This window comes from Chenggangzhangella methanolivorans (genome assembly GCF_019797865.1).
GTDB classification, from domain to species: Bacteria; Pseudomonadota; Alphaproteobacteria; order Rhizobiales; family Methylopilaceae; genus Methylopila; species Methylopila methanolivorans.
On record NZ_CP081869.1, the window covers coordinates 1247903 to 1273588 of the forward strand.

Genomic DNA, 25686 nt, shown 5'->3' on the forward strand with positions numbered 1-25686 from the left:
TCAACGAGATGATCGACGAAGCAAGTGATAAGCGAGCGCGCGGCTTGTCGAGAAGATGCAGGAGGCTGGCCGACAGCGCGCCGGCATGGTCCATCGGATACCCGTCCGTGAGCGAAAACGAAACCAACATCCCGCTGATCAGACGCCCGCGATACATGCTTCGCGCCGGAGGCGGGCGGGCGGGGACAAGCTTACCCACATGGGACGCGCCGCGGGCCGACGTCGAACTGGCGCCTGTCCCTATGATGGAGGTCGTCCCGATGAGGCCGAAACGCCCGAGGGCGAAGAGGCGTATGCGGCGCGACGCCTGCGCATCGCGCTAGGAAGCGGACTCATAACGCGTTGACCCAGAGACGCGCGGCGACGAGCTTGATGGCTGCGAGGAAGTTGTCGGCCCTGCGGTCGTAACGGGTGGCGATGCCGCGCATTTGCTTGATACGATTGAAGAAGCGCTCGACGAGATTGCGCTGGCGGTAGACCCAGCGACTGAAACTGAAGGTCGCCTTGCGGATCGAGCGCGGCGGGATGTTGGGCCAGGCTCCGCGGTCTTGCACGAAGGCGCGGACGCCATCGGTGTCGTAGGCCTTGTCGGCGACGACCGCGGCCCCCGGCCGAATGTCAGCCAGCAGCGTCGCGGCGACCGGCGCGTCGCCTGCCTGTCCCGCGGTGAGCTCGATCCGGATCGGTCGGCCCTCGGCGTCGACGAGGGCGTGGATCTTGGTCGTCAGGCCGCCGCGGGAACGTCCCATGCAAGGATCGCCGGAGCCCCCTTTTTGCCCGCGGCCCCATGCTGGTGGACCCGGACGCAGGAACTGTCGATCATCACGATGTCGCCGTCGTAAGCCTCCGACACCGCAGCCAGAAGCCGGTCCCAGACGCCGGCCGCCCGCCATCGGCTGAAGCGGTTGTAGAGCGTCGTTCGCGGCCCGTAGCGTTCCGGAACGTCGCGCCAGGACGAGCCCGTCCGGAACCGCCACAGGATGCCGTTGATCACCCGTCGGTCGTCCACCCGCGCGACGCCCCGGGAGTTCCGCGGAAGCAGCGGCTCGATGATCCGCCACTCGTCGTCCGACAGTTCGTGTCGTCGCATGCCCATCTCCTTCAAAGGAGATGGAATCAGCACGCGCTCGAAAACGAAACCCCGTTAATGGGGACGCTCCCTAATGCGGCGACGAGGCCGTCGGTCGTTTTCGCCTCACCCCGAAGGGGCGCGGTCGCGCGAGCGCGAATCGCACGCGCGGGCTATGCATGCGAGAAGCGCCGCGCGCAGGAAGCCACCAGCCTCCCGAGCCGTTCGCCGGGCGCCTTCGCTGACGGGCCGCCATATGACGATGACCATCGACAAGACGCCCGCCACCGTCTCGACGGCCGATCGGCGCGCCGCGTCCGCATGACCCGTCCGGCCAAGATCCTGCTCATCGGCGCCTACGCCAACGGCAACATCGGCGACCTGCATCAGGCCTCGTCCCTCGCCCACCACCTCTCGGCGATCCTCCCGGAGGCGGTCGTGCACGCCACGTCGAACAGCGTCGCCGCCAAGCCCTACGACTTTCCGCGCCCGGACCACGTTCTGCCGCCGTCGATCCTGCGCGACTACGACCGGCTCAGCGAGTACGACGCCGTCATCGTCGGCGGCGGCGGCCTGCTGGCCGCCATCCACCGGCCGCTCAACAGCCCGAACTGGCCGCTTCACGTCACGCCGCCGATCATTCTGCTGTCGATGGGCGCGAGCGCCGAGGTGGCGCAGCGATGCCAGACCCTGATCCGCCGGGCGGCGGTCGTCACCGGCCGCGACGAGCAATCCTGCGCGGTCCTGCGCCGCTTCCGCGACGACGTGGAGTTGATCCCGGACCCGATCCTGGCCGACGAGCGCCTCGACGCCCTGCGCGCGCCCCGAGAGACGAGCTCGCCCGGCTCGGCGTGATTCCCCGCAAGCCGGCGCCCGAGCATCATGAGATCTTCCGCAGGCTGGCGGCCGAGATGAAGTCACGCGACCGCGCCATCACCCTGTTCCCGGCGACCGACGCAGCCTCCGGAGCGCTTCAGCATTTTCAGGACGGGCAGGTGGTCGCGGCGCGCACGATCGCCGAGTGCGTGCAGGCGATCGATCGCGTCACGGGCGTCGTGAGCGCGCGGTACCATGGCTGCATCCTCGCCGCGAAGAGACGCGCGCCGAGCATCGGCGTCGTCACGGGATTCGAGGGGCCGGCGACGAAGATCCACGAGTTCTACAGGCAGATCGCGCACGAGCACCTGCTCGTCGACTTCAACAGCGCGCCCACCAACAGGAACGCCATCGTCCGACGATTGAGGGAAGAGGTCGATTTCGGCGTGATCGAGTCGCGCCTGTCGGGCCTGGCGGCGGAGTTCCGCCGGCGTCTGGCGGGAATTCTGCAGTCGCTCGGGTAAGCGCCGAAGCCGGCGTGACGGCGACCCGCGCGGGCCTCCGCCGTGCTCGGGGATGAGCGCCCGCCCGCCATCGACCGCCCGATGGTCAGGCCTCGGTCAGCGCCGCCGCCTCGACGCGTTTCGCGTTGAGCGCGAGCACGATGCTGTCATAGACGTCCGTCCAGTCGACCTCGAAGTTCCAGTAGGACTTCACCTGTCCGACCTTGATGTCCTCGACTTTCCCCGAGCTCACGAACTGGACGTTCGCCGGGAAATCGCAGTAGGCCCAGCGGCCGTCGAAATACTGCATCCGCTCCTTGCTTCTCAGATAATAGTTGCTGCCGAAGATCACTCCCGGCTTCTGGGCGATGCATGACGTGAAGATGATTCCGCTGGAGTAGACGGCGACATAGAGGTCGATGCTGATCGCCGCCGCGGCCTTTTCGGTCGGCGACCATCCGGTGACGTCGGTGAAGGCGATTCCGTCGTCCAGCAGAGACTTGATATCTTCGGCCACCTGCCGGTCCTGCTCGATCATCTTGAGGTCGTAGTCCTTGACCTGCCCCGCCAGAGGCTTGGACCAGCCTGCGGTCACGATCTGCAATCCGGGATAGGTCTCTGCCAGTCGATTGGCGATCGCCGCGACGCCCTCGACCTGGTTGGTCCAGAACCTGTCATTGGTCCGCACCTCGAACCAGACGGTGGGCGCGCCGGGGATCGGCTTCACCTGCCGGGCGGCGTCGACCACGTCGGGCGCCGACAGCATGGTCTGGAACCGCGCCGCCAGCGCGGCCGAGAAGCTGAAGTCGCCGAGCGCCGGACGGAACGCCAGGCGCTCGGATTCGATGCTGCAGAGGAACGCCTCGTGCATGGTCTCGAACCCGACGGCGTCGAGGCCGGCCAGTTCCGGAAACAGGCGCTCGGCTTCGAAGAAGCCGCTCGGCCCGACGAACATCGTGTCCATCGTCGCGAACGCGCCCTGCTCGGCCAGGAAATGAAACGGCTCGTACTCCTGCAGCGCAGTGTGGCCGATGTGGTTGAGCGAGGCGAAGATGACGGCCGGCGGCTTCGGCGAACCAGAAAGATATCGGGCCACCTTCTCGGGATAGGTCGCGATGAGCGCCCTCAGGACGTTCAGGTCGTCGAGCGAATTCTTTCTGGAATAGACCGAGCTCCAGTTCACGTAGACGTTGTCTTCAAAGAAATACACGCCGACGAAGAATCCGGAAAACACGCCCGGAACCAGCACATAGGGTTTGCGGTCACAGAAGTGATAGAATAGCCGCGCCCCGCCTCGTTCCTCCAGAATGTAGAAGAAACTCCCGGAGGCGCTGATCGTCTCTCCGGTGAGAAAGGACGGGATGCTGAGAGACCCGGTCTTGCAGAGATCATACATGTAAGGCTGACAGGGGAGCTTGCTCCGCCCCTGCTCGACCTGCGTGTGGAAAAACGATTTCAGCGTGTCGTAGTCGACGCCCACGTCCTGAAGGGTCGCGGTCGCTTCGGCGCTCGGCTCGATCGTGTCGGCGACGTCGATCACGCGCATGTCGCGCGACGACCGGAACACGCGCGCCGCGAACGCGAACCTGTCCTGGGCGCGTCGGTCAGAGCGATCGGATCTTCCGCAGACGCGCCCGCCGCCGCGGCGTTGACGAGGCGTGCGACCTCCGAAAAGCTGCTCTTGAAATCCAGATCCGTCATGAAAGCCGAGGCCCTTCATCTTTCAAGTCGACGAGCAAAACTAGTCGCCCGGCAGTCGAATCGACAGCGAAATATCGCCGCCCCAGGCGGCCGCAGCCCGGCTCGGGACGGCTCTTGCGGCGCAAGCCCGTCGGTCCGGCGCAAGGCGCGCCGACCCGGGCGCTTCGGGGGAGGTGGTCGCGGGTTCAGGCCCCGCCGGATCGGCCGGCGGGCGCGAAGCCGGTCGGCGAAAAGTCCGGATAGGTCGCGTCGCGCTCCGAAATGACCAGCGGCCTCTCGGGCCAGTCGATGGCGAGCGCCGGGTCGTTCCAGCGCAGGCCGCGCTCGTGCTGGGGCGTGTAGACGTCGCTCATCAGGTAGAGCATGTCGGTGTCCGGCTCGAGCGTCAGAAAACCGTGCGCGAGCCCCTTCGCGAGATAAAGGCCCCGGCCCTCGACGTCGCCGAGTTCGACGCCGACGCTATCGCCGAATGTCGGACTGTCCGGCCGGACATCGACGGCCACGTCCCACGCCCTGCCCCGCACCACGCGGACGAACTTGGCCTCCGCATGGGCGAAGTCGCGGTAATGCATGCCGCGCAGCGTTCGCGCGGCATGATTGCGGGAGAGGTTGATCTGCGGGCACTCGAACGCGACGCCGGCCTGCCGGAACTCTTCGACGCAGAACGCGCGCGCGAAGAACCCGCGATCGTCCGAACGCGGCTCAAGATCGACGATCAGGGCGCCGTCGATCCTGGTCCGGGTGAAGCGCATCAGAAGATCCGCGTCTCGGGAACCGCCGTCACGAAGCGTCCGCCCCACTGGCTGATCCGCGAGAAGCTCGTCATCACCTCGTCCTTGAGGTTCCAGGGCAGGATGAGCAGGTAGTCGGGCTTCACCTCGTCGAGCGCCGAAGGGTCCAGCACCGGGATGTGGCTGCCCGGCAGGAGACGGTCCTGCTTGTGGGGGTTGCGGTCGAACACGCAGACGATGTCGTCGCCCCGACGCCGCAGACGTTGAGGAAGGTGTTGCCCTTCGCGGCCGCTCCGTAGCCGGCGATCGTCTTGCCGTCGGCCGCGGCCTTCTCGAGGAACGCCCGGAAGGACCTGCGGGTGGCGTCGACCTTCTCGCTGAAGCCCTCATAGGCCGCGATCTCGTGCAGGCCGGCCTCCGTCTCCTTGGCGCGGACGTGAAGCAGGCCGGGCTGTTCGGCGAAGGCCGCGTCCCTTGTGGCAGCAGAAGACGCGCAGCGAGCCGCCATGGGTCGGAAGCTCCTCGACGTCGTAGGCGCGCATGCCCACCGAGGCGAGCGCCTTCTCGACGATCAGCAGCGACAGATAGGAGAAATGCTCGTGATAGATCGTGTCGAACTGAACCTGATCCATCAGGTTCAGAAGATGCGGGAACTCGAAGGTCAGCGTGCCCTCCGGCTTGAGCATGATCGGGAACCCCGCGAGGAAATCGCGGATGTTCGGCACATGGGCCAGCACGTTGTTGCCGAGCATGAGGTCGGCCTTGAGCCCGCGCTCCGCAAGCCGTTTCGCGGTCGCCTCGTTGAAGAACGCCACCTCGCTCTCGACGCCGCGGGTCTTGGCCTCGCGCGCGCAGTTCTCGGCGGGCTCGACGCCGAGCGCGGGCACGCCGCGGGCGACGAAGTGCTGCAGCAGGTAGCCGTCGTTGCTGGCGATCTCGACGACGAGCGAGTCTGGCCCGAGGCCAAGCCGGTCGATCATCGCGACCGCGTAACGCCGCGCATGCTCGACCCAGCTGTCGGAATAGGACGAGTAATAGGCGTAGCTGTCGTCGAAGATCTCGGCGGCGTCCATCGGATCGTCGGCCTGAACCAGAAGACACTCCTCGCAGACCCGCGTGTGCAGCGGAAGCGGATGCTCGCGGCCGGCCTCGAGATCGGCCTTCTTGATGTAGCTGTTGGCGAGCGGCATCACGCCGAGGTCGACGAAGGTGCGGGTCAGGGCGGCGCCGCAGAAGCGGCAGGAGGGCGTCCGGCATCTTACCGTCCATAGCTAGCGATCTGCTGCAGGGTGAAGTCGCGAAGGTCCGCGGCGTCGAAATAGGCCCGATACCACGCGGCCGTGAGGTCGATGACGGCCTTCGAGTCGAGCCGCGGCGCGAATCCGATCGCGCGCTTCGACAGCGAGGCGTCGATGTGGAGCAGCTTCATCTCGATAGAGTTCGGATCCGGCTCGTGCCGCCAGCCCTTTCCGGCCTGGAGCCGTTCGCACAGCGCCGTCGCCATTTCGCCCACCGTCGGCAGCGCCTCGTCGGAGGGACCGAAATTGAGCGCCCGCGGCGCCGACGGGTCGAGGCAGATGGCCTGGAGATGCGTGAGATAGCCCGCGACGCAATCGAGCACATGCTGCCAGGGCCGCGTGCTGCTCGGATGCCGCAGCACCAGCTGCTCGTCGGCCTCGATCGCGCGGACGAGATCGGGCACCAGCCGATCGACCGAAAAGTCTCCGCCGCCCACCACGTTGCCGCCGCGCGACGTCGCGGTCGGAACGCCGGCGCGGTCGAAATAGCTGCGGCCGTAGCTGTAGGCCACGCATTCGGACGCGGCCTTCGATCCCGAATAGGGATCGGTCCCGCCGAGCGGATCGCCCTCGACGAAGGCGCGCCCGGTGTCGGAGTTGCGATAGACCTTGTCGGAGGTGACGGTGAGCACGCCCTTCAGCCCCGCGCGGCCGCGCAGCGCCTCCAGCAGATGCACCGTTCCCATCACGTTCGACGCGAAGGTGTCGACCGGATTGCGGATGGATTCGCGCACGAGCGGCTGCGCCGCCAGATGCAGCACCAGCTCCGGATCGGCCGCCTCGACGGCGGCCTGCGTCGCGGCCCGGTCGCGCAGGTCCACGGTGCGGTGCTCGATCAGCTCGGCGAGCCGCGTCAGGGTGAAGAGATTGGGCGTCTGGTCCGGGTCGAGCGCGATGCCGCTGACCTTGGCGCCCATGCTGTGAAGCCAGAGCGCCAGCCACCCGCCCTTGAAGCCGGTGTCGCCCGTGACGAGAACCCGCCGACCGCTCCAGAACGCGGGATCGACGCTGGACGCAGCCATCAGGACCGCCAAATCCGCCAGGGCGCCTTGCCCGCGGCCCACAGGCCGTCGAGCTGGTTCTTGTCGCGCAGCGTGTCCATCGCCTGCCAGAAGCCCTGATGCCGATACGCCATGAGCTGCCGGTCGCGCGCAACGCCCTCGAGCGGCTCGAGCTCGAACGAGATGTGGTCGCCCTCGATGCGGTCGATGATCTTGGGCTCGAGGACGAAGAAGCCGCCGTTGATCCAGGTGTTGTCGCCGGGCGGCTTCTCCATGAAGCGCAGCACCGCGTCGCCGTCCATCTCAAGAGCGCCGTAACGGCCCGGGGGCACGACCGCGGTGACCGTGGCTTCGCGCCCGTGCGACTTGTGGAAGGCCGCGAGGCTGGTGAGGTCGACGTCGGCGACGCCGTCGCCATAGGTCATGAAGAAGGGCTCGTCGTCGTCGAGATAGTCGCGGACCCGCTTCAGCCGCCCCCCGGTCATCGTCTCGGGGCCGGTGTCCACGAGCGTCACCCGCCACGGCTCGGCGTAGCGCTGGTGGTAGGTGACCTCATGCTTTCCGCCGTCGATCGTCACATCGGACTGATGGAGAACGTAGTTGGCGAAGTATTCCTTGATCATATAGCCCCGATAGCCGAGGCAGATGATGAAGTCGCTGATGCCGTGCGCGTAAAAAATCTTCATGATGTGCCAGAGGATCGGACGCCCTCCGACTTCGACCATCGGCTTCGGTCGGAGCGACGTCTCTTCGGACAGACGGGTTCCGAGCCCACCGGCGAGAATGACGGCCTTCAACGCGCAGTCTCCGTAACTGCCTCGCGACGCGAGGCGCTGATCTTCCGGTTGCGGCGGGGGAACCAGACGCGCCGCCCGCGATCGATGTCGACGGGCGGCGCGGCGAGGTCAGCGAACCCGCTTCACGAAGGCGTCCGGCCAATAGGTGATCCGGTTGGTCAGAACGCTTTCGTTGAACAGCCAGGAGGGCTCCTCGATCACGAAATCCGGGTTCTCGGCGACGAAGTCGTTCGCCGCTTTCTTGGGGTTGTTCCACGTCCAGTCCGGGGTCGAGCGCGGCGCGCCCACCACCTGCTCCATGATGCCGTCGGTGGCGACGACATAGGAGCCGACGCTGACCAGCGGCCCGTAGGCGCGCAGCTCCTCCAGCACGTGGCCGTGGAGGTGGTTGGAGTCGAGGATGACCAGCACGGTCTCGTCCGGCTTGATGCGCCGGCTGACCTCGGCGACCGTCTCGGGCGCGATCGACGAACCCTCGATCATCTCGATGCGCTTGGACATCGGATGCTCTTCGATCGCGCTGCGGTTGTGCGGACGGATCTCGATGTCGACGCCGATCACGCGTCCCTTTCCGAGCATCTCGAAGAGCGAGGCGTAATAGATCAGCGAGCCGCCATGCGCGATCCCGGTCTCGACGATGACGTCGGGCTTCAGGTTGAAGATGACCTCCTGGAGCCGGATCATGTCCTCGGGAAGCTGGATGATCGGACGTCCGAGCCAGGTGAAGCTGTAGACGTGCTTGGTGTCCCAGCCGACCCGGAGCCAGGCCTTGGAGGCGGCGTCGAACGCCGCGGCGTCGGCGATCTCGAGCACGCGTTCGGCCCCGTCGGCTTCACGCACGGTGACCGTGCCGGCGCCCTCGTCGATGATCGTCACAGTCATTGTGCCAAGCTCCAGAACATCAAAAACCGCCGCGCGCCTGAGCCGGCGCCCACTACCGCAAGTCTATCTTCGTCTTTCGACGCCGCACGCTGCATTGTCCATGAGCCCCCAAGAGAAAGCAGACCCGACCACAATTCAATGAAACGACGCCGACCCCCAAGTCTCATGTTTCATCGAAGCTCTACAGACTCCAGCAAATTCGGAAGATAATTCATTACGTCGCGCGGATTGAAATCAAACTCAGATTTAATACGATCAACCGCAATCTTTGGGAAGCGCAATATCGGCGCTCCGGGCTTAACGTCGCAGGTCGCGCCGGTCAATTCGCACAGCCGATCGACTAGCGCGCCATTGGTGATGTCGACGCCGCTCGCCACGTTGTAGAGCGCTCGCTTTCCCCCGAATCCGATCTTGGCCAGCAACTCGCAGACGTCGTCGATCAGGATGTAGTCTTTCGATGACGAAGGATCGGACTGCAACGTGATGCGGCCCGTCGAAGCTTCGCGCATGAGATCCGACAGGAACGTCGGCGAGTCCGGATCATAGCCGACGACGTTGGACAGGCGAGCGACGCGAACCGCGCTTCGGCCGGAGCGGAAGCAGACCGCCTCCCCGTCCAGTTTCGACAGATTGTACTGGTCGGACGGATCGTTCGGGTTGACCACGAGGTCGGCCTCCTCGTCCGCCGACCGCGCTTTCGCATAGACCCTCGTCGAGGAGAGGTAGAGAAAGCTCTCGAAGTCCGCCCGGTCCAGAAGCTCCGTGGCGATCGAGACATGCGCGCGCGCCGTGTCGAAGGGCCGCGTGCGGAAATCCGCCGTCAGCCCGATGCAGTAGAACGCGTGGCCGAGCGGACGGTCGCAGGCCAGCGTCTCGTCGCGCCCGGGGACATAAACCTCGTGCCCGTCGCGGCGCAGCGTCGCGACGAGATGGCGGCCGACGAATCCGCTGGCGCCGAAGACGGTCGCCTTCATGAGCGAGAGCCGACCCGTCGAAGCGGAATTCCCACGTAGACGCCGTAAGGCTCCAGCACGCCGCGCACGATCGAGCCGGCGCCGACCACGCAGCCGTCGCCGATGTCGGCGCCGTCGAGGATGACGCAGTTCGCCCCGATCCAGACGTCGTCGCCGATGCGGATCCCGCCCTTGCTCGGCCGGAAGCCCTGGTCGCGGATGCGCGCGTCGCGGCTCTTGAACTCGTGGTTGGTGGGCGCGAACGTGCAGTTCGCCGCGATCGCGCAATAGCTGCCGATCACGATGCCATGGCCGGTGTAGAGCACGTTTCCGGAGTTGATGGTGGTGTGCGCGCCGACGACGATGTCGCCGACGCCGCCGGCCGGCTTGATCTTCACGAAGGAGTCGATGACCACGCCCTCGCCGAACACGATCCGGGTGCCGCGCACCGAGTCCTCGATATCGGCCATGGGCGACACTCTGGCCGTGGGATGGACTTCGATCACGCGTCGCTCCGTTCCGGCGGGACGCGCAGGCCGCGACCCTTCCCCCCGCGCGTTCAGACAAGCGCAGTTCGACGTAGGATTAAAGACGATCGATCCGCGCCGCCACTGCGATCCGCGCCGCGCGGCGCGGATCGGCGCCCGGCATCATCGCTAGGCGGGGCCCGGGAACTCGGCTAATGACGGCGAACGTCTCCAAAACGCTGCGGCGCGCAAAGCTCGGCGAAAGACGCGACGAGCCTCGACGCATCACAGGACCTTCATCGGCCCCGCGCTATTTTTCGACGAGCAAGAAGACGACGGTTCTTCCCGACCACAGGCGCGACGTCGTCGATCCGACGATCGCGCCGCGTTTAGATTTCTCTCTCAGGTTTCAAAATGCGATCTGGTTCGAAGAACGTTCTCATCTACGGCGCTTACGGCAACGGAAACATCGGCGATCAGTTTCAAGCCTCCTCGGTCGAGCATCACATCCGGACCCTCGCGCCGGAGATCGACGTCTACGCGACCTCGAACAGCTCTTCGCAGAAGCAGTACGAGTTCTCCTCGCAGGATCACGTCCTTTCCGCCGACGCGATCTACGACGCCGACCAGATCAACCGCTTCGACGCGCTCGTGATCGGCGGCGGCGGTCTGCTCGCCTCGGTCCACAGACCGCTCCAGAGCGCTGACTGGGTGGCGAAGATCCGCGTTCCGATCATCCTCCTCGGCCTCGGCGCGTCGCAGGAGGTCGTGGGGAAATGCCGGGCGCTGGTCGAGGCCGCGAGCGTCGTCACAGGGCGCGACACCTATTCGTGCGAGTCGCTCGGCGAGGTCCGCCAGGACGTCGAGTTGCTGAACGATCCGATCCTGATGGACGCCAGGCTCGACCACCTCCCGTCCCGCGCGCCCGACGAGATCGCGCGCCTCGGCGTCGTTCCGCGCAAGCAGACGGGCCGCTACGAGAAGGTCTTCCGGCATCTCGCCGAGCAGATAAAGCGGCGCGACCGCGTCATCAGCATGTTCCCCGCGACCGACCGCGCGTCAGGCGCGCTCGAGACCCTCGCCTCGGCCCGGATCATCGAGACGCGGCTGATGTCGGAGTTCGCAGAGGCGATCGACGACTGCACCGGCGTCGTGAGCGCGCGCTTTCACGGCTGCATCCTGGCGCTCAAGCGGTCCAGGCCCTGCATCGGGACGATCAACAACCTCGACGAGCTGAAGTCCAAGGTGGCGGAACTGTTCAAGCAGGTGGGCCACGCCCACCTGCTCGTCAATTTCAACGACACGCCTCTCGGCCGCAACCACATCGCCCAGAAGCTCGCCAGCGAGTACGACCACGACCTGGTCCGTCGCAGCATCGCGCTGATGCGGATGGATTTCGACGCCAAGCTGACGCGGATCCTGTCGACGCTCTAGGGAGCGTCCCCATTAACGGGGTTTCGTTTTCGAGCGCGTGCTGATTCCATCTCCTTTGAAGGAGATGGGCATGCGACGACACGAACTGTCGGACGACGAGTGGCGGATCATCGAGCCGCTGCTTCCGCGGAACTCCCGGGGCGTCGCGCGGGTGGACGACCGACGGGTGATCAACGGCATCCTGTGGCGGTTCCGGACGGGCTCGTCCTGGCGCGACGTTCCGGAACGCTACGGGCCGCGAACGACGCTCTACAACCGCTTCAGCCGATGGCGGGCGGCCGGCGTCTGGGACCGGCTTCTGGCTGCGGTGTCGGAGGCTTACGACGGCGACATCGTGATGATCGACAGTTCCTGCGTCCGGGTCCACCAGCATGGGGCCGCGGGCAAAAAGGGGGCTCCGGCGATCCTTGCATGGGACGTTCCCGCGGCGGCCTGACGACCAAGATCCACGCCCTCGTCGACGCCGAGGGCCGACCGATCCGGATCGAGCTCACCGCGGGACAGGCAGGCGACGCGCCGGTCGCCGCGACGCTGCTGGCTGACATTCGGCCGGGGGCCGCGGTCGTCGCCGACAAGGCCTACGACACCGATGGCGTCCGCGCCTTCGTGCAAGACCGCGGAGCCTGGCCCAACATCCCGCCGCGCTCGATCCGCAAGGCGACCTTCAGTTTCAGTCGCTGGGTCTACCGCCAGCGCAATCTCGTCGAGCGCTTCTTCAATCGTATCAAGCAAATGCGCGGCATCGCCACCCGTTACGACCGCAGGGCCGACAACTTCCTCGCAGCCATCAAGCTCGTCGCCGCGCGTCTCTGGGTCAACGCGTTATGAGTCCGCTTCCTAGGACGCCCGGTCCGACGCGCCGCCCGGCCGCGGCTCAGGCGGCGGCGGCCGCAGGCGTCAGCGCCGCGAGACGCTCGTCGATCGTCGCCCGCACCGTCTCGCTGAGCGGCGAGGACGTCGTCACGCGGCCATAGCAGTCCCGCAGGGTGGCGAGAGCCTGGATCTGCGAAGTCCGGTCGGGCGCCTGCGTCGCGAGATAGGCCGTGATCGCCGCGTCGATGTCCTGGACGGCGTTAGGGGACTGCGACCAGACGGCGACGGTGAAGCGGGACAGGCAGTCCTGAATGGCGCTCATGGTACGATCTCCTAATGCGACGCGACGCCTGGGAGATAGTTCCCATCGCCGCGATGGCGAGGGTCGAGAGAAATATTTCTGACTATTTTTGAGCGGCGATTACGTGAGCCGGCGCGCTGGATACGTTCCAAATCCACATGATCGGCAGTCAAATGTAATATGTCTTTAGACATATCATGTATTGTTTGCGGCGCAGCGAAGCCGAGCGGCGCTTGGGGCCGAGGCTTCCTCGCGGCGGCGGCGGCCGACCGACGACCTTCGGGTTACGTAATTTCCCCACCTTGACGCCACATTTGCGCCACAGGCCAAGTGGCCGGAGCTGTCGTGTCCAAAGGCTCCGTGATGCCCTTCCCCCCGTTGAAATCAGTCGGCCGCGCGGTTCTCGGCGCGGCGCTCGCCGTCGCGCTCGCAACGTTGGCGCCCCAGGCCCGCGCCGCGGTCGCCGACGATCCGACCGGCCCCGGCCCCTATCCCGTCGGCAAGGTGGAATATCGCCTTCCCGCCAAGTTCGACCCCTGGGTCGTCAAATGGGATCCCAAGGTCACCGGCAGCCAGCAGATCTGGACCGAGATCTGGGCGCGGGTGTTCTATCCGATGGGCCCGACGGTCGGGACGACGCCCGTCGTCGTCATGCTGCACGGCGAGCACGGCACCTGCGGCAAGCGGGACTCGACCGGAAAATGGCGGATCGACAACCGGGCCGACTACAGCACCACCGGCAAATGCCCGCGCGGCTACGACGTCACCCCCAACCACTGGGGCTACGACTACATCGGCGAGCGGCTCGCGACGCAGGGCTACACCGTCGTCTCGATCAACACCAACCGCGGCGTCAACCAGTACAAGGTCGCCGATCCGGCCGATCCCGACCCCGACCTCATCATCCGCCGCGGCCGCATGATCCTGCGCCACCTCCACCTTCTCGGGCAGTGGAACCAGAACAAGGGCTCGCCGCCCGCCTTCTTCAAGCGCGACCTGATCGGGAAGCTCGACTTCAGCAAGATCTCGCTCGTCGGCCATTCGCGCGGCGGCGACGCGATCGTCTCGGCCTACTACCTCTTTAACGGCGACGTCGACGGCTGGAAGTCGTCGCGGCTGCCGGCCGGCGCCTCGATCGTCTCGCTGGCCGCGATCGCGCCGACCGCGAGCCTGCGCCAGCGCAACCTGCCCTCGACCCTGCCGCTCGGCGGCGCCGCCTATGGCGTGCTGCTGCCGAGCTGCGACGCCGACGTGTTCAAGATGGAGGGCATGCGCACCTACGACCGCGCCGTAAACTTCTTTCCCGACCAGAGAGGCAACTACCGCGCGGTGTTCCAGACCGACGGCGCCAACCACAACGCCTACAACACCGAGTGGCACACCACCGATTACTATGACCTCGCTGGCGAACGCCCGCTCACCCATGAGTGCCCCGGCCAGAAAAAGCTGTTCCCGACCATCGGCACCTCGGAGGCCCAGAAGACGCAGGCGCTCTACTTCGTGATGGCGATCGTGCGCTCGCGCACCAAGGGCGGCTCCTGGGCGGAGCTGCTCAACCCGGCCTACGACCTGCCGGAGCCGCTCGCCAGGACCGGACGCATCGACCGGTCCTATTTCCCGGGCACGAAGGTGAACGGGGGGCTGCAGCTCGTGCGCTTCGACGACAATCCCGCAGGCGCCTGCAACAGCAAGCTGCTGCCGCTCGAAGGCGTCGAGGGGTCGTGCCGCTTCGTGCCGTATCACAGCTGGAACTCGACCGACCTGGCCGACCGCTACAACACCTGGGGCGCGCAGCTGCGCTGGGGTCCGCCGACCGTCAAGGAGGCTCCGGCCAACGGCTACCACTACGCCTATGTGGTGCTGAACAACCAGCAGCCCGCCGACATCTCGAAGATGAAGACGATCGAGTTCCGCGTCGGTCCGGACTGCGTGATCAAGACCTATTACGACCAGGACAAGAACCGCGTCGACGCCTGCGTGAAGCGGTCGCCGCAGGCCGGAGAGGCCGGTTCGCAGAACATCGGCGTGCTCCTGCTCGACGGCGAAGGCCGCGCCAGCAACACCTCCTATGTGCGGCTCTACGACTATCTCGACGACCGGCAGGCGGTGGGGCTCGACGTTCCGGGCGCCAATCTTCTGCCCGTCAATCCGAGCTATCACGCGCTGATGTCGAGCGCGCGCGTGCCGGTGTCGGAGTTCCTGCGCAACGCGGAGGCCGGCTTCGATCCGAAGACCGTGAGGCTGATGCTTCTGCTGCTCTCGCCGGCCGGCGCCCATGGCGACAACGCCGCCGGCGGCGTCTTCTTCGGCGACGTGTGGGCGACCAACGAGCCCGCGACCAACATGAAGTTTCGACGTCCGCCCGACATCCGCCGACGCCCCGCAGGCCCCGCGGGTCCGGCCGCCTCTGCCCACGATCGACGAGGCGCGCGCCCGCCTCGTCGCGGCGAGCGCGCCGGTCGGGGAGGCCTATGCGCATCTCGCCGGCGAGCGGGACGCGCCGGCCGACGTCGGCGCCCGGATCGTCGACGCCGTGCGCACGACCGCGCCGGTCAACGCGGACGGGACGCTCGGCGCCGCGGTCGAGTTCACGCTTTCGGCGCGCTCGGCGATCATCGCGGGGCCGAGCGGGCTCGCCGCGGTCATCGGCGGACGTCCGGTCAAGGCCGTGCGCACCGACGACGGCCCGACGACGGAGCGCATCGCGGTTCCGGCCGCCGCCTTCGACGCGGCGCCGGACGGCGGCTCGCTCGCGATCGTGGCGGGCGGTTCGAAATGGCGGTTCGGCCCGGTGGCCAAATCCTCGGTTCGGTAAACAGGTCTTCGGTCCGGTGAGCAGCCGGGCCGGGCGTAGGCCCCGTCCGGCTCAGACCACGCCGACGACCCGCAGGCCGCCGAACGCCGCCGTCCCGCGCGCGGCCGCCCGGCACGTGCGGTTGCGGCCGCCGTCCTTGGCCTCGTAGAGCGCGGCGTCGGCGAGGCGATAGAGCTCCTCGGGCGTCGCCGCGGCGCCGCCGGGCCCCGCGACCGCAAGGCCGATCGAGACCGTGACGCCGCCCTCGACCGAGAGCCGCGCGACCGCGGCGTGGATGTCGTCCGCGACCTCGGCCGCGCGGGCTATGTCGGCGCCGGGCAGCAGCACCGCGAACTCCTCGCCGCCGATGCGCGCCGCCGTGTCGCCGGCGCGCCGCGCCCCGTCCTCGAGGCGGCGCGCGAGACGCTTCAGCAGCTCGTCGCCCGCCGCATGGCCGTAGCGGTCGTTGTGGCGCTTGAAGTGGTCGGCGTCGACGATCAGCAGCGCCAGCGAACCGGCGGTGCGGCGCGCCTCCTCGAAGCCCGAGGCGAGCAGCTCCTCGTAGCGGCGCCGGTTGGCGAGGCCGGTGAGCGGATCGGTGCGCGAGAGCCGCGCGAGCTCGACCTCGATCTCGGAGCGGCGGCGCAGCTCGCGGCCGAACAGCAGCGAGAGCGCGATCGTGAGGCCGCAAAGCGCGGCGAGCACCACGCCGATGACGAGCGCCCGCACGCGCCATTCGCCCTCGATCTCGGCGGAGGACAGCGCCACGTTGAGGATCAGCGGCAGCTCGCCGACCCTCGTGAACTCATAGCGGCGCTCGACCCCGTCGCGCACCGAGGTCGCGACGAAGCTGCCCTGGCGCTCGCTCTTGAAGCGCTCGAAGGTCGGCGCGCCCGCGATGTTGGCGCCGATGTCGGCGGCCACGTAAGGGTGGCGCATCAGGCGGGTGCCGTCGTCGAGATAGAGATTGACCGCGCCCTGCTTGCCGAGCCCGACCCGCGCGAACAGGCGATCGAAATAGGACAGCTTGAGGCTGACGAGCGCGACCCCGCCGAACGAGCCGTCCGGCTTGTCGATGCGGCGGCTCAGCACCACGATCGGCGCGCCGGTGAGGCGCGAGACCAGCGGGCGGCTGATGAGGAGGCCGAGACCGCGTTCGGCCTGATGGGCCTTGAAGTAGTCGCGGTCGGCGTTGTTGATCTTGCGGGGCGGATAGGAGGCGGCGTCGAACACGGCCTCGCCGGTCTCGTCGAGCACCAGCATCACGCCGATGTCCTGCGCGGTGGTGGCGCGGTCGAACAGCATGAGCTGGCGGAGCGCGGGATCGGCTTCCGCGACGCCCGGGGCGTTCAGGTTCTCGGCGGCGCCGCGCAGCGACAGGTCGATGACCTCGATGTTGCGCTCGATGTCCTGCTCGATCACCTGCAGCAGGTTGCGGGAGGTTCGCGCCGCCTCGTCCCAGGCGTCGCGGCGCAGCTCGAACAGCATGGCGGCCGACAGCGCCAGCATGCCGATCGGCGCGAGCACGCCCAGCACGACGCCGAGACGCGGCGATCGAAGCCAGCGCGAAGCGCCCAAAAACCGTCCCATCCCGCACGTTCCTGTTGCCCGGGAAAATTGATCGCGCGCAAGCGTCTAACCGCGGCTTTCGATCCGCGCCGCCCCCAGGCTTTTCCGCTCCGCGTGGCTAACGAGCGGTTGCCGCGCGCCGCCCAGGGCGGCTAGCGCGCCGAGGCGGCAACTAATTGCTGTGCGCCCGCCCTCCCCTCGGCTCTTCTTCCCGACGAAAGACGCGAGAGGGGCCTCAAGATGGATTTCGACCGGAACCGTCCGTCGCTTCCCTTCGACGAGCGCGACGCGCCCGTCGAGGCGACGGTCTCGCGCGGCGGCGCGACGATGCGGATGAGCTTCGTCGACGGCTCGTCGGCGACCGCCGCCGCCGAGACGCTGCGCCTCAACTGCCGCTGCGCCTGGTGCACCCGCGCCCGCGCCGACGGGAGCTTCCCGGCGAGCTTCCCGGCTCCGCGATCGCGGAGGTCAACCCGATCGGCGGCTACGCCGTCCATCTCGTCTTCGCCGACGGGCACGACCGCGGCGTCTTCCCCTGGACCTATCTGCGCGCCCTCGCCTGCGAGGACGCGGCGGCGCAAGCCGCCTGACGCCGCAACGCCAATTCGCGAGAGCACATCATGAGCGAACCCAAGACCGAGATCATCGAGTGCGACATGCTGGTCATCGGCGGCGGCACCGGCGGCCCGATGGCCGCCATCAAGGCCAAGGAGGCCAACCCCAAGCTCAACGTCGTCCTCATGGAGAAGGCGAACGTGAAGCGCTCGGGCGCGATCTCCATGGGCATGGACGGGCTGAACAACGCCGTCGTGCCGGGCTACGCCACCCCCGAGCAGTATGTGAAGGAGATCACCGTCGCGAATGACGGCATCGTCCACCAGAAGGCGGTGATGGCCTACGCCACCGGCTCCTTCCCGATGATCCAGTATCTCGACAAGCTGGGCGTCAAGTTCGAGAAGGACGGCTCGGGCGAATACAACATGCGCAAGGTCCACCACATGGGGACCTACGTGCTGCCGATGCCCGAGGGCCACAACGTCAAGAAGGTGCTGTACCGGCAGCTCCGCCGCCTCCAGGTCGCCGTGACGAACCGCTACATGGCGACGCGCCTGCTCAAGGGCCCGGACGGGCGCATCGCCGGCGCGGTCGGGGTCAACACCCGCAGCTCCGAGTTCCTGGTCGTTCGGGCGAAGTCGGTGGTGCTCGCCTGCGGCGCGGCGGGGCGCCTCGGCCTGCCGGCGTCGGGCTACATGTTCGGCACGTATGAGAACGCGGCCAACTGCGGGCGACGGCTACGCCATGGCCTATCACGCCGGCGCCGAGCTCGCGAACCTCGAATGCTACCAGATCAACCCGCTGATCAAGGACTACAACGGCCCGTCCTGCGCCTACGTCACCGGCCCGTTCGGCGGCTTCACGGCCAACAACAAGGGCGACCGCTTCATCGAGTGCGACTACTGGTCGGGCCAGATGATGCTGGAGTTCTGGCGCGAGCTGCAGTCGGGCAACGGCCCGGTCTATCTCAAGATGGACCACCTCGCCGAGGAGACGATCTCCGAGATCGAGACCATCCTCCACACCAATGAGCGGCCCTCGCGCGGCCGCTTCCACGAGCGCCGCGGCAACGACTACCGCAAACGCCCCGTGGAGATGCACATCTCCGAGATCGGCTTCTGCTCCGGCCACTCCGCCTCGGGCGTGTGGGTCGACGAGAACGCCCGCACCACCATCCCCGGCCTCTACGCCGTCGGCGACATGGCGAGCGTGCCGCACAACTACATGCTGGGCGCCTTCGTGAACGGCGGCATCGCGGGCGCGGACGCGGCCGAATACTGCGCGAACGTCGACCTCGCGGCCTTCGACGAGGGCTATCTCGCGGCCGAGAAGGAGCGCGTGCTCGCCCCCACCCGCCGCTCCGACGGCCTCACCCCGCACGAGATGGAGTTCAAGACCCGCCGCCTCGTGAACGACTACCTCGAGCCGCCGAAGGTCACGGCCAAGATGGAGATCGCGCAGCGCCGCTTCGCCGAGATCCGCGAGGACCTGAACGAGCTCTGCGCGAGCGACCCGCACGAACTGCTGCGCGCGCTCGAGATGCAGACCATCCTCGACTGCGCCGACATGGCGGCCGCGGCCTCGCTCTACCGCACCGAGAGCCGCTGGGGCTTCTACCACCTGCGCGTCGACCACCCGCAGACCGACGACGAGAACTGGTACTGCCACACCATGCTCTACAAGGACGAGAACGGCCGCATGTCCCACCGCAAGCGCGAGATCGACCCTTACGTGGTCCCGGTCGAGGCGGAGGAGATGGCGGCCTATCACCAGCTCCGCGTGAAGACCCCGCAAGCGGCCGAGTGAGGAGACACGACCATGCCGATCATCACCCAGTCGAAGAGCGCCGCGGTCGTCATCGACGACGCCAAATGCATCGCCGAGAAGGGCTGCACCGTCTGCGTCGACGTCTGCCCGCTCGATATCCTGGCCATCGACGAGGGACGCAAGAAGGCGTTCATGAAGTACGACGAGTGCTGGTACTGCATGCCCTGCGAGGCCGACTGCCCGACGGGCGCCGTCAAGGTCAACATCCCCTATCTGCTGCGCTGATCGTCCGCCGCCTCCCGAAGGCGTTCGGATCCTCCCCATCGTCATGCCCCGGCCTGTCCGGGGCATCCAGCCCTCCGCGCCGCCGCGCCCGACGATCTAGGGATCCCCCGGACAAGCCGGGGGATGACGAGGTTCCGGCGCTGAAACCGTTACGGATCACGACCATGCCCGTATTCGACGCCTTCGACGACGATCTCGACGACCTCAAGGAGCGCGCCGCCGACCCTGACGCGGGCGTGCGCCCGCGTCGCGATGATGGAGCTCGCCGAGCAGGTCGGCCCCGAGGCCATCGTGCTGCTGCTGAAAGGCCTCGGCGGACGAGGACGCGCAGGTTCGCGCGGCCGCCGCCAAGGCGCTCGACGAGCATGACGGACCGGAGGTCGTCGAGGGCCTCGTCGGCTCGCTCGAGGACAAGGACGAGGCGGTGCGCCTCGCGGCCGCGGAGTCGCTTGCGGAAAAGAAGGAGCCGTCCTGCGCGCCGCTCCTGATCGAGCGCGCCGAGCATCCCGATCCCTTCGTGCAGGCCGCGGCGTTGCGGGCGCTTCGCGAACTCACCCTGCCCGACGCGCTCGCCGCCGCTCTGCGCGCGCTCCGCAGCGCGGCGCCCGAAGTGCGCCGCGAGGGCCTCGGCGTCATCGGCTGGCTGAAGGCCGAAGAGGCGATGCCGGCGCTGATCGCGACCGCTTCGGACGAGGATCCGAGCGTGCGCCGCGCCACCATGTCGGCGCTCGTCTTCGTGCGCCCCGGCGGCCCCGGCGCCTCGACGCTGGTGGCCGGGCTCTCCGATCCGCACTGGCAGGTGCGCGAGGAGGCCGCGGTCTCGGCCGCCAAGATCCGCCTTCCCGAGGCGACCGTCGCGCTCATCGCCGCGATGACCGACGAGGTCTGGCAGGTCCGCATCAAGGCCGCGAACGCGCTTGGGCGGCTGCGCGCCGAAAGCGCGATCGAGGCGCTTGGCGAGGCGCTCGGCTCCGAGATCAGCAACCTTCGCAAGGAGTCGGCCGCGGCGCTCGGCGAGATCGCGGCGCCGCGCGCGCTCAACTGGCTCGAGCCCGCGTGGACGATCCGGATCCGGACGTCCGCAAGCTGATCCGCTGGGCCGTGGGGCGCTGCCAGGCGGCGGTGTAGGACCGGTTTTCGTCTCCTCGAAACAAGCCGTCGCCGTCATGCCGGCGGCGGCGCGGCGTCCGTGACTTTCTCGGATCGTTGGACTCCACGCCGAAGTCGTGGATCGCCGATACAAGCTCGGGCATGACGACCGAGACGGCGCGGCCCCTTGTCCCGGACTTGATCCGGGACCCAGAACCGATGCGGGCTCCGGAACAGGCACGCGGGTTCGGCGCCTACTTCCGTGACGATGTCGGTCTGGGTCCCGGATCAAGTCCGGGACAAGTGCGCCCCCGTTTCCGGAGAACCCATCGTCGACGGAGCCGCCTTCCCGCTTCCGTCCCGATCGCGCGCCGCCCCCCCTTGTCCCGGACCTGATCCGGGACCCAGAACCGACGCGGGTTCCGGACAGGCGACGCGGGTTCGGCGCCCACTTCCATGACGATGTCGGTTCTCGGTCCCGGATCAAGTCCGGGACAAGAGCCCCCGTTTCAGAGAACCCATCGTCGGCGGAGCCGCCGTCCTCCCGCTTCCGTCCCGATCGCCCACCGCCCCCTTGTCCCGGACTTGATCCGGGACCCAGAACCGATGCGGGCGCCGGGACAGGCGACGCGGGTTCGGCGCCCACTTCCATGACGATGTCGGTTCTCGGTCCCGGATCAAGTCCGGGACAAGAGCCCCCGTTTCCAGAGACCCATCGTCGGCGGAGCCGCCTTCCCGCTTCCGTCCCGATCGCCCACCGCCCCCTTGTCCCGGACTTGATCCGGGACCCAGAACCGATGCGGGCGCCGGGACAGGCGAAGCGAGTTCGGCGCCTACTTCCATGACGCTGTCGGTTCTCTTGTCCCGGATCAAGTCCGGGACAAGAGCGCCCCCGTTTCCGGAGAACCCATCGTCGGCGGAGCCGCCATCCTCCCGCTTCCGTCGCGATCGCCGCCGCCCCCTTGTCCCGGACCTGATCCGGGACCCAGAACCGATGCGCGTTCCGGGACAGGCGACGCGAGTTCGGCGCCTACTTCCATGACGCTGTCGGTTCTCTTGTCCCGGATCAAGTCCGGGACAAGAGCGACCCGTTTCCGGAGAACCCATCGTCGGCGGAGCCGCCATCCTCCCGCTTCCGTCGCGATCGCCGCCGCCCCCTTGTCCCGGACCTGATCCGGGACCCAGAACCGATGCGCGTTCCGGGACAGGCGACGCGAGTTCGGCGCCTACTTCCATGACGCTGTCGGTTCTCTTGTCCCGGATCAAGTCCGGGACAAGAGCGACCCGTTTCCGGAGAACCCATCGTCGGCGGAGCCGCCTTCCCGCTTCCGTCCCGATCGTCGCCGCCGCCCCCCTTGTCCGGACCTGATCCGGGACCCAGAACCGATGCGCTTTCCGGGACAGGCGACGCGGGTTCGGCGCTTGCTTCCATGACGATGTCGGTTCTCGGTCCCGGATCAAGTCCGGGACAAGAGCGCCCTCGTTTCCGGAGGATCCACCTTCAGCGTCGAGCTCCCTCCCCGACACGACGGCCGCGTGACGTTTCAGCTTTGAACTGGTCCAATTTCGTGGTCTGCTGCATCGCACCATAGCGATGCGAGGGAACCAATGGGCCTTTCCACCGCCGTCGCCTGGCCGCCCCTGATGGCGGCCGGCCCGCAGTTTCCAGCGCCCGGAGCCTCGCTCCTCCTGTCGGAGGGCGAAGCCTCCGCCGAAGGCGCGATGCGCCAGCGCCCGCTGCTCGAGGGCCTCAGCGACGCCGAAAAGCAGCGGGTGATGGCCCGGGGCCGCAAGCGCGTGCTCTATCGCGGCGCGACGCTGTTCTCCCAGGGCTCGCCCCATGACGGCATCTATCTCGTGGAGACCGGACGCATCCGCGTGTTCTACGCCGCGCCCTCCGGCCGCGAGATCACGCTGGCCTATTGGTATCCGGGCAATTTCGTCGGCGGGCCGGAGGTGTTCGGCGGCGGAACACATGTCTGGTCCGGGATGGCGGCCAGCAATTCGAGCGTCGTCCACATTCCCGGCGCTGCGCTGCGCGAGCTGGTGCTCGAGATCCCGACCCTTGCGATCGGCGTGATCGAGGGGCTGGTGTTCAAGGGCAAGTGCTACTCGACCATGGCGCAGATGCTCGGCACGCGCTCGATCACCGAGCGTCTCGCCCATCTCCTGCTGCACCTCGCCGACCTCTACGGCGTGCCCGAAGACGGCGGCGTGCTGATCGCCGCGAGCTTCACCCATGCCGATCTCGCCCACCTCGTCGGGGCCACGAGGCAATGGGTCACCATTAGCCTGAAGCGCCTCGCCGAGCGCGGCGTCGTGGAGGCGCGGCGCTCCGAGATTCTGATCCGCCGTCCGGACCTTCTGGACGAGATGCGGCGGAGCGGCGACGCCTAATTTCGAAGCATCGATGAAGCAGTTTCGCCTGCCTTCGAGGCGCCGTCACAAATCTCGGAAACTAATCGACCGGCTCGCGCCCTCTTCGTTTGAAGAGCTCCAAAGCCGCTTCGATGATCGGCATGCCGGTTGCGACCGGCGACCCTGATCCCGAAGATGCGAGGCGCGCGATGACGACTTCCTGGATCAACAGAGCTTCGGCGTCGCTCGCAGCGCTCGCCCTGGCGGCCGGCCTCGCGGGCCCGGCCGCCGCCGAGAGCCTCACCATCGGCGTCGGCACGCAGGACGGCACCACCAACACGGTCACGACCGGCGCGGTCATCCGCGAGCTGAAGCTGTTCGAGAAGCACATGCCCAAAACCGGCAAATACGCCGGCATGGACATCCGGCTCGAATGGCAGAACTTCACCTCCGGCCCGCCCGTCACCAACGGCATGATGGCCAACAAGCTGCAGTTCGGCGCGATGGGCGACTATCCGCTCGTCGTCAACGGCTTCACGTTCCAGAACAACGCCGAGTCGAAGTCGCAGCTCATCACGATCGCGGCCTACAACATCTATGGCTCCGGCAACGGCGTCGTGGTGCACAAGGACAGCCCCTACTTCGCGCTCGAGGATCTCAAGGGGAAGGTTCTGAGCGTGCCCTTCGGCTCGGCCGCCCACGGCATGGTGCTGAAGGCCATGCAGGACGCAAAGCTCCCGAAGGACTTCTTCCAGCTCGTCAGCCAGAGCCCCGAGGTCGGCTCGACGAACCTGAAGGAGCAGAAGATCGACGCCCACGCCGACTTCGTGCCCTTCGCCGAGCTCCTGCCGTTCCGCGGCTTCGCCAGAAAGATCTTCGACGGCGTGCAGACCAACCTGCCGACCTTCCATGGCGTCGTGGTGCGGACCGATTTCGCGGAGAAGTATCCCGAGCTCGTCGACGCCTATCTGCAGGCCTCGCTCGACGCCGCCGCCTGGGTGAAGGAAGACCCCAAGCGCGCCGCCGAGATGATCTCCAAGTGGACCGGCACCGACAAGGAAGTCGTCTACGTGTTCCTCGGCCCGGGCGGCATCATGACGGTCGACCCGACCATCAAGAAGCCGCTGATCGACGCCGCCAAGGTCGACGTGAAGGTGCTCCAGGACATGGGGCGCATGAAGGAGTTCGACGTCGACGGCTGGGTCAATGACGGCTTCATCCGCGCCGCCTTCAAGGCCCGCGGGCTCGACTACGATAGCCAACTCGCCTCGACCGACAATTACGAGATCAAGGGCGAGGACGGCTTCTGCAAGACCGCGATCACCGAGCCGCGCAAGGCCGGCGAGATCTGGGTGAAGGACGGCGACATCCTGCCGTTCTCCTCCGCCGCCTGCACGCTCGGCGCCTATCGCGACTTCCAGTCGAAGGGGACCGCGATGAACGTCGCCTATGTGTTCGACACCGCGCGCGGCATCAAGCTGTTCGCCGACAAGGCGTTCTACGTCGCGAGCGAAAAAGGCGAGCTTTCGCCCTTCATGCTGAAGGCGGACGCCGAGGCTTTCGCCAAGTCCTCCGGCGGCAAGATGGTGTCGTTCGATGACGCCCTCGCCGCGGCGACGAAGGGCTGAGGCGGTGGCCGGCCTCGCCGCGACCGCCGACCGGCCGCCTGAGACGGCGGCCGCGTCCCCCATCGCGGCCGCCCGGGAGGCCCCCCGCCTCCCGGCCCGGCTCCGCCGCCTGCCCTGGCGGGCCGCGGCCGTGGGGCTCGCCTCGCTGCTCCTGTTCGTGCTCGCCTGGCACCTGCTGACGACCTACAGAATCAACGTCTACGTCCGCTTCGCCAACGTCCCCTCGCCCGCCGACGTGCTGGCGAGCGCGGAGGCGGCGTTCTCCACCAGCATGTTCTTCTCCCATGTCGGCATGAGCTGCCGACGCATCCTCTACGGCTTCTTGATCGCAGCCCTCGTCGCCATCCCGCTCGGCCTCCTGATGGGGCGGTTCCGGCTGCTGCGGGAAGCGGTGTTCCCGGTCTCCGAGGTGCTGCGCCCGATCCCGGCCATCGCCTGGGTGCCGATGTCGATCATGCTGTGGCCGACGAACGAGCAGTCGATCGTGTTCATCACCTTCCTCGGCTCGTTTTTCCCCATCCTGCTCAATACCTTGCACGGCATGGCGCAGGTCGACCCCGTGCTGGTGCGGGCCGCCCGTTCGCTCGGCGCCAGCGAGGCCGCGACCTTCCGCGAGGTCTATCTCCCCGCGACGCTGCCGCAGATCTTCACGGGCCTCACCGTCGGCATGGGGGTGGCGTGGGTGTCGCTGATCGCCGCCGAGATGATCTCGGGCCAGTTCGGCATCGGCTACTTCACCTGGGAGGCCTACAGCCTCGTGCAGTATTCCGACATCGCCCTCGGCATGATCGCCATCGGCGTGCTCGGCCTCGCGTCGAGCTTCGCCATCCGGCTGATCGGCCGCCTCGTCATGCCCTGGAGCGCCGCACGATGAC

The 25686-nt window shown here is 67.5% G+C and carries 21 protein-coding genes and 3 pseudogenes; 13 read left to right on the top strand and 11 right to left on the bottom strand.

Annotation, left to right across the window (positions count from 1 at the left end; genetic code table 11):
- Positions 1 to 332 precede the first annotated feature (332 nt).
- Positions 333 to 1096 (bottom strand): IS5 family transposase gene (locus K6K41_RS06645; RefSeq protein WP_261404405.1). Its coding sequence is split into 2 segments (ribosomal slippage): positions 333 to 766 and positions 766 to 1096, totalling 765 coding nucleotides; the frame shifts between segments, so codons are not numbered across the junction.
- Positions 1097 to 1390: 294 nt separating this feature from the next.
- Here K6K41_RS06645 and K6K41_RS06650 point away from each other — a divergent pair.
- Entirely contained in the window at positions 1391 to 1924 is a 534-nt protein-coding gene (locus tag K6K41_RS06650; protein WP_261404406.1) for a polysaccharide pyruvyl transferase family protein, read from the top strand.
- Positions 1921 to 2409, top strand: a complete 489-nt coding sequence (locus tag K6K41_RS06655; RefSeq protein WP_261404407.1) for a hypothetical protein — start codon at positions 1921 to 1923, stop codon at positions 2407 to 2409. Before K6K41_RS06650 ends, K6K41_RS06655 begins: the two co-directional genes overlap by 4 nt.
- An 85-nt stretch (positions 2410 to 2494) precedes the next feature.
- Here the strand turns inward: K6K41_RS06655 and K6K41_RS06660 are convergent, their stop codons facing one another.
- The 8 genes and pseudogenes from K6K41_RS06660 to K6K41_RS06695 form a co-directional block, all read right to left on the bottom strand.
- Positions 2495 to 3955: a hypothetical protein gene (locus K6K41_RS06660; RefSeq protein WP_261404408.1), complete on the bottom strand. Its 1461-nt coding sequence runs from the start codon at positions 3953 to 3955 to the stop codon at positions 2495 to 2497.
- A gap of 319 nt (positions 3956 to 4274) precedes the next feature.
- The gene (locus K6K41_RS06665; RefSeq protein ID WP_261404409.1) at positions 4275 to 4841 is read right to left on the bottom strand and encodes a dTDP-4-dehydrorhamnose 3,5-epimerase family protein; all 567 of its coding nucleotides are present in this window, start codon (positions 4839 to 4841) and stop codon (positions 4275 to 4277) included.
- A pseudogene (locus tag K6K41_RS06670) lies at positions 4841 to 6010 on the bottom strand (methyltransferase domain-containing protein). Before K6K41_RS06670 ends, K6K41_RS06665 begins: the two are co-directional and overlap by 1 nt.
- 68 nt (positions 6011 to 6078) lie before the next feature.
- Positions 6079 to 7140, bottom strand: a complete 1062-nt coding sequence (gene rfbG, locus K6K41_RS06675; protein ID WP_261404410.1) for a CDP-glucose 4,6-dehydratase — start codon at positions 7138 to 7140, stop codon at positions 6079 to 6081.
- Positions 7140 to 7916: a glucose-1-phosphate cytidylyltransferase gene (gene rfbF, locus K6K41_RS06680; RefSeq protein WP_261404411.1), complete on the bottom strand. Its 777-nt coding sequence runs from the start codon at positions 7914 to 7916 to the stop codon at positions 7140 to 7142. Before rfbF ends, rfbG begins: the two co-directional genes overlap by 1 nt.
- Before the next feature lie 108 nt (positions 7917 to 8024).
- Positions 8025 to 8798 carry a cephalosporin hydroxylase family protein gene (locus K6K41_RS06685; protein ID WP_261404412.1) on the bottom strand — a complete coding sequence of 258 codons (774 nt, stop codon included), beginning with the start codon at positions 8796 to 8798 and terminating at the stop codon, positions 8025 to 8027.
- 170 nt (positions 8799 to 8968) lie between these two features.
- Positions 8969 to 9772: an NAD-dependent epimerase/dehydratase family protein gene (locus K6K41_RS06690; RefSeq protein WP_261404413.1), complete on the bottom strand. Its 804-nt coding sequence runs from the start codon at positions 9770 to 9772 to the stop codon at positions 8969 to 8971.
- On the bottom strand, positions 9769 to 10221 hold the full coding sequence (locus K6K41_RS06695; RefSeq protein WP_315855151.1) for an acyltransferase: 453 nt from the start codon (positions 10219 to 10221) through the stop codon (positions 9769 to 9771). Before K6K41_RS06695 ends, K6K41_RS06690 begins: the two co-directional genes overlap by 4 nt.
- Before the next feature lie 411 nt (positions 10222 to 10632).
- Here K6K41_RS06695 and K6K41_RS06700 point away from each other — a divergent pair, with 411 nt between their 5' ends.
- Complete coding sequence (locus K6K41_RS06700; RefSeq protein ID WP_261404415.1) at positions 10633 to 11652, top strand: polysaccharide pyruvyl transferase family protein; 1020 nt, start codon at positions 10633 to 10635, stop codon at positions 11650 to 11652.
- Positions 11653 to 11716: 64 nt separating this feature from the next.
- A protein-coding gene (locus K6K41_RS06705) for an IS5 family transposase (protein WP_261404405.1) occupies positions 11717 to 12480 on the top strand; the annotation gives its coding sequence in 2 pieces (ribosomal slippage) (positions 11717 to 12047 and positions 12047 to 12480; 765 coding nt in all).
- 46 nt (positions 12481 to 12526) lie between these two features.
- Here the strand turns inward: K6K41_RS06705 and K6K41_RS06710 are convergent.
- Entirely contained in the window at positions 12527 to 12787 is a 261-nt protein-coding gene (locus K6K41_RS06710; RefSeq protein WP_261404416.1) for a hypothetical protein, read from the bottom strand.
- Between the two features lie 324 nt (positions 12788 to 13111).
- Here K6K41_RS06710 and K6K41_RS06715 point away from each other — a divergent pair, with 324 nt between their 5' ends.
- Positions 13112 to 15601, top strand: coding sequence for an alpha/beta hydrolase (locus tag K6K41_RS06715; protein ID WP_261404417.1), 2490 nt, complete (start codon positions 13112 to 13114; stop codon positions 15599 to 15601).
- Positions 15602 to 15632: 31 nt separating this feature from the next.
- Here K6K41_RS06715 and K6K41_RS06720 read toward each other — a convergent pair whose 3' ends face one another.
- Positions 15633 to 17150, bottom strand: coding sequence for a GGDEF domain-containing protein (locus K6K41_RS06720; protein ID WP_261404418.1), 1518 nt, complete (start codon positions 17148 to 17150; stop codon positions 15633 to 15635).
- Between the two features lie 383 nt (positions 17151 to 17533).
- On the opposite strand from K6K41_RS06720, the gene K6K41_RS06725 reads away from it, so the two are divergent.
- The 8 genes and pseudogenes from K6K41_RS06725 to K6K41_RS06760 all read left to right on the top strand — a co-directional run bounded on the left by K6K41_RS06725 (position 17534) and on the right by K6K41_RS06760 (position 25685).
- Complete coding sequence (locus tag K6K41_RS06725) at positions 17534 to 17719, top strand: gamma-butyrobetaine hydroxylase-like domain-containing protein (protein ID WP_261404419.1); 186 nt, start codon at positions 17534 to 17536, stop codon at positions 17717 to 17719.
- A gap of 30 nt (positions 17720 to 17749) precedes the next feature.
- Positions 17750 to 19490: pseudogene (locus tag K6K41_RS06730) on the top strand (fumarate reductase/succinate dehydrogenase flavoprotein subunit).
- 12 nt (positions 19491 to 19502) lie between these two features.
- Positions 19503 to 19736: a 4Fe-4S dicluster domain-containing protein gene (locus K6K41_RS06735; RefSeq protein WP_261404420.1), complete on the top strand. Its 234-nt coding sequence runs from the start codon at positions 19503 to 19505 to the stop codon at positions 19734 to 19736.
- A 373-nt stretch (positions 19737 to 20109) separates the two neighbouring features.
- Positions 20110 to 20415, top strand: a pseudogene (locus K6K41_RS30955) (HEAT repeat domain-containing protein); the annotation flags it as partial.
- Between the two features lie 39 nt (positions 20416 to 20454).
- Entirely contained in the window at positions 20455 to 20826 is a 372-nt protein-coding gene (locus tag K6K41_RS30960; RefSeq protein ID WP_487308370.1) for a HEAT repeat domain-containing protein, read from the top strand.
- Positions 20827 to 22433: 1607 nt separating this feature from the next.
- Positions 22434 to 23222 carry a Crp/Fnr family transcriptional regulator gene (locus K6K41_RS06750; protein ID WP_378150277.1) on the top strand — a complete coding sequence of 263 codons (789 nt, stop codon included), beginning with the start codon at positions 22434 to 22436 and terminating at the stop codon, positions 23220 to 23222.
- Between the two features lie 170 nt (positions 23223 to 23392).
- Positions 23393 to 24811 (top strand): ABC transporter substrate-binding protein, encoded by a 1419-nt coding sequence (locus K6K41_RS06755; protein ID WP_261404421.1) that lies wholly within the window; start codon positions 23393 to 23395, stop codon positions 24809 to 24811.
- Positions 24780 to 25685: an ABC transporter permease gene (locus K6K41_RS06760; protein WP_378150274.1), complete on the top strand. Its 906-nt coding sequence runs from the start codon at positions 24780 to 24782 to the stop codon at positions 25683 to 25685. The genes K6K41_RS06755 and K6K41_RS06760 overlap by 32 nt, the downstream gene beginning before the upstream one ends.
- The last annotated feature ends 1 nt before the right edge of the window (position 25686 follow it).

Excerpts from the sequence above, each read along its gene's own strand:
- K6K41_RS30960 (WP_487308370.1), top strand. The coding sequence starts at position 20,455 with ATGTCGGCGCTCGTCTTCGTGCGCCCCGGCGGCCCCGGCGCCTCGACG.
- K6K41_RS06720 (WP_261404418.1), bottom strand. The coding sequence starts at position 17,150 with ATGGGACGGTTTTTGGGCGCTTCGCGCTGGCTTCGATCGCCGCGTCTC.
- K6K41_RS06735 (WP_261404420.1), top strand. The coding sequence starts at position 19,503 with ATGCCGATCATCACCCAGTCGAAGAGCGCCGCGGTCGTCATCGACGAC.
- K6K41_RS06695 (WP_315855151.1), bottom strand. The coding sequence starts at position 10,221 with ATGGCCGATATCGAGGACTCGGTGCGCGGCACCCGGATCGTGTTCGGC.
- K6K41_RS06760 (WP_378150274.1), top strand. The coding sequence starts at position 24,780 with ATGACGCCCTCGCCGCGGCGACGAAGGGCTGAGGCGGTGGCCGGCCTC.
- K6K41_RS06755 (WP_261404421.1), top strand. The coding sequence starts at position 23,393 with ATGACGACTTCCTGGATCAACAGAGCTTCGGCGTCGCTCGCAGCGCTC.
- K6K41_RS06650 (WP_261404406.1), top strand. The coding sequence starts at position 1,391 with ATGACCCGTCCGGCCAAGATCCTGCTCATCGGCGCCTACGCCAACGGC.
- rfbG (WP_261404410.1), bottom strand. The coding sequence starts at position 7,140 with ATGGCTGCGTCCAGCGTCGATCCCGCGTTCTGGAGCGGTCGGCGGGTT.
- K6K41_RS06690 (WP_261404413.1), bottom strand. The coding sequence starts at position 9,772 with ATGAAGGCGACCGTCTTCGGCGCCAGCGGATTCGTCGGCCGCCATCTC.
- K6K41_RS06665 (WP_261404409.1), bottom strand. The coding sequence starts at position 4,841 with ATGCGCTTCACCCGGACCAGGATCGACGGCGCCCTGATCGTCGATCTT.
- K6K41_RS06750 (WP_378150277.1), top strand. The coding sequence starts at position 22,434 with ATGGGCCTTTCCACCGCCGTCGCCTGGCCGCCCCTGATGGCGGCCGGC.
- K6K41_RS06710 (WP_261404416.1), bottom strand. The coding sequence starts at position 12,787 with ATGAGCGCCATTCAGGACTGCCTGTCCCGCTTCACCGTCGCCGTCTGG.
- K6K41_RS06685 (WP_261404412.1), bottom strand. The coding sequence starts at position 8,798 with ATGACTGTGACGATCATCGACGAGGGCGCCGGCACGGTCACCGTGCGT.
- K6K41_RS06700 (WP_261404415.1), top strand. The coding sequence starts at position 10,633 with ATGCGATCTGGTTCGAAGAACGTTCTCATCTACGGCGCTTACGGCAAC.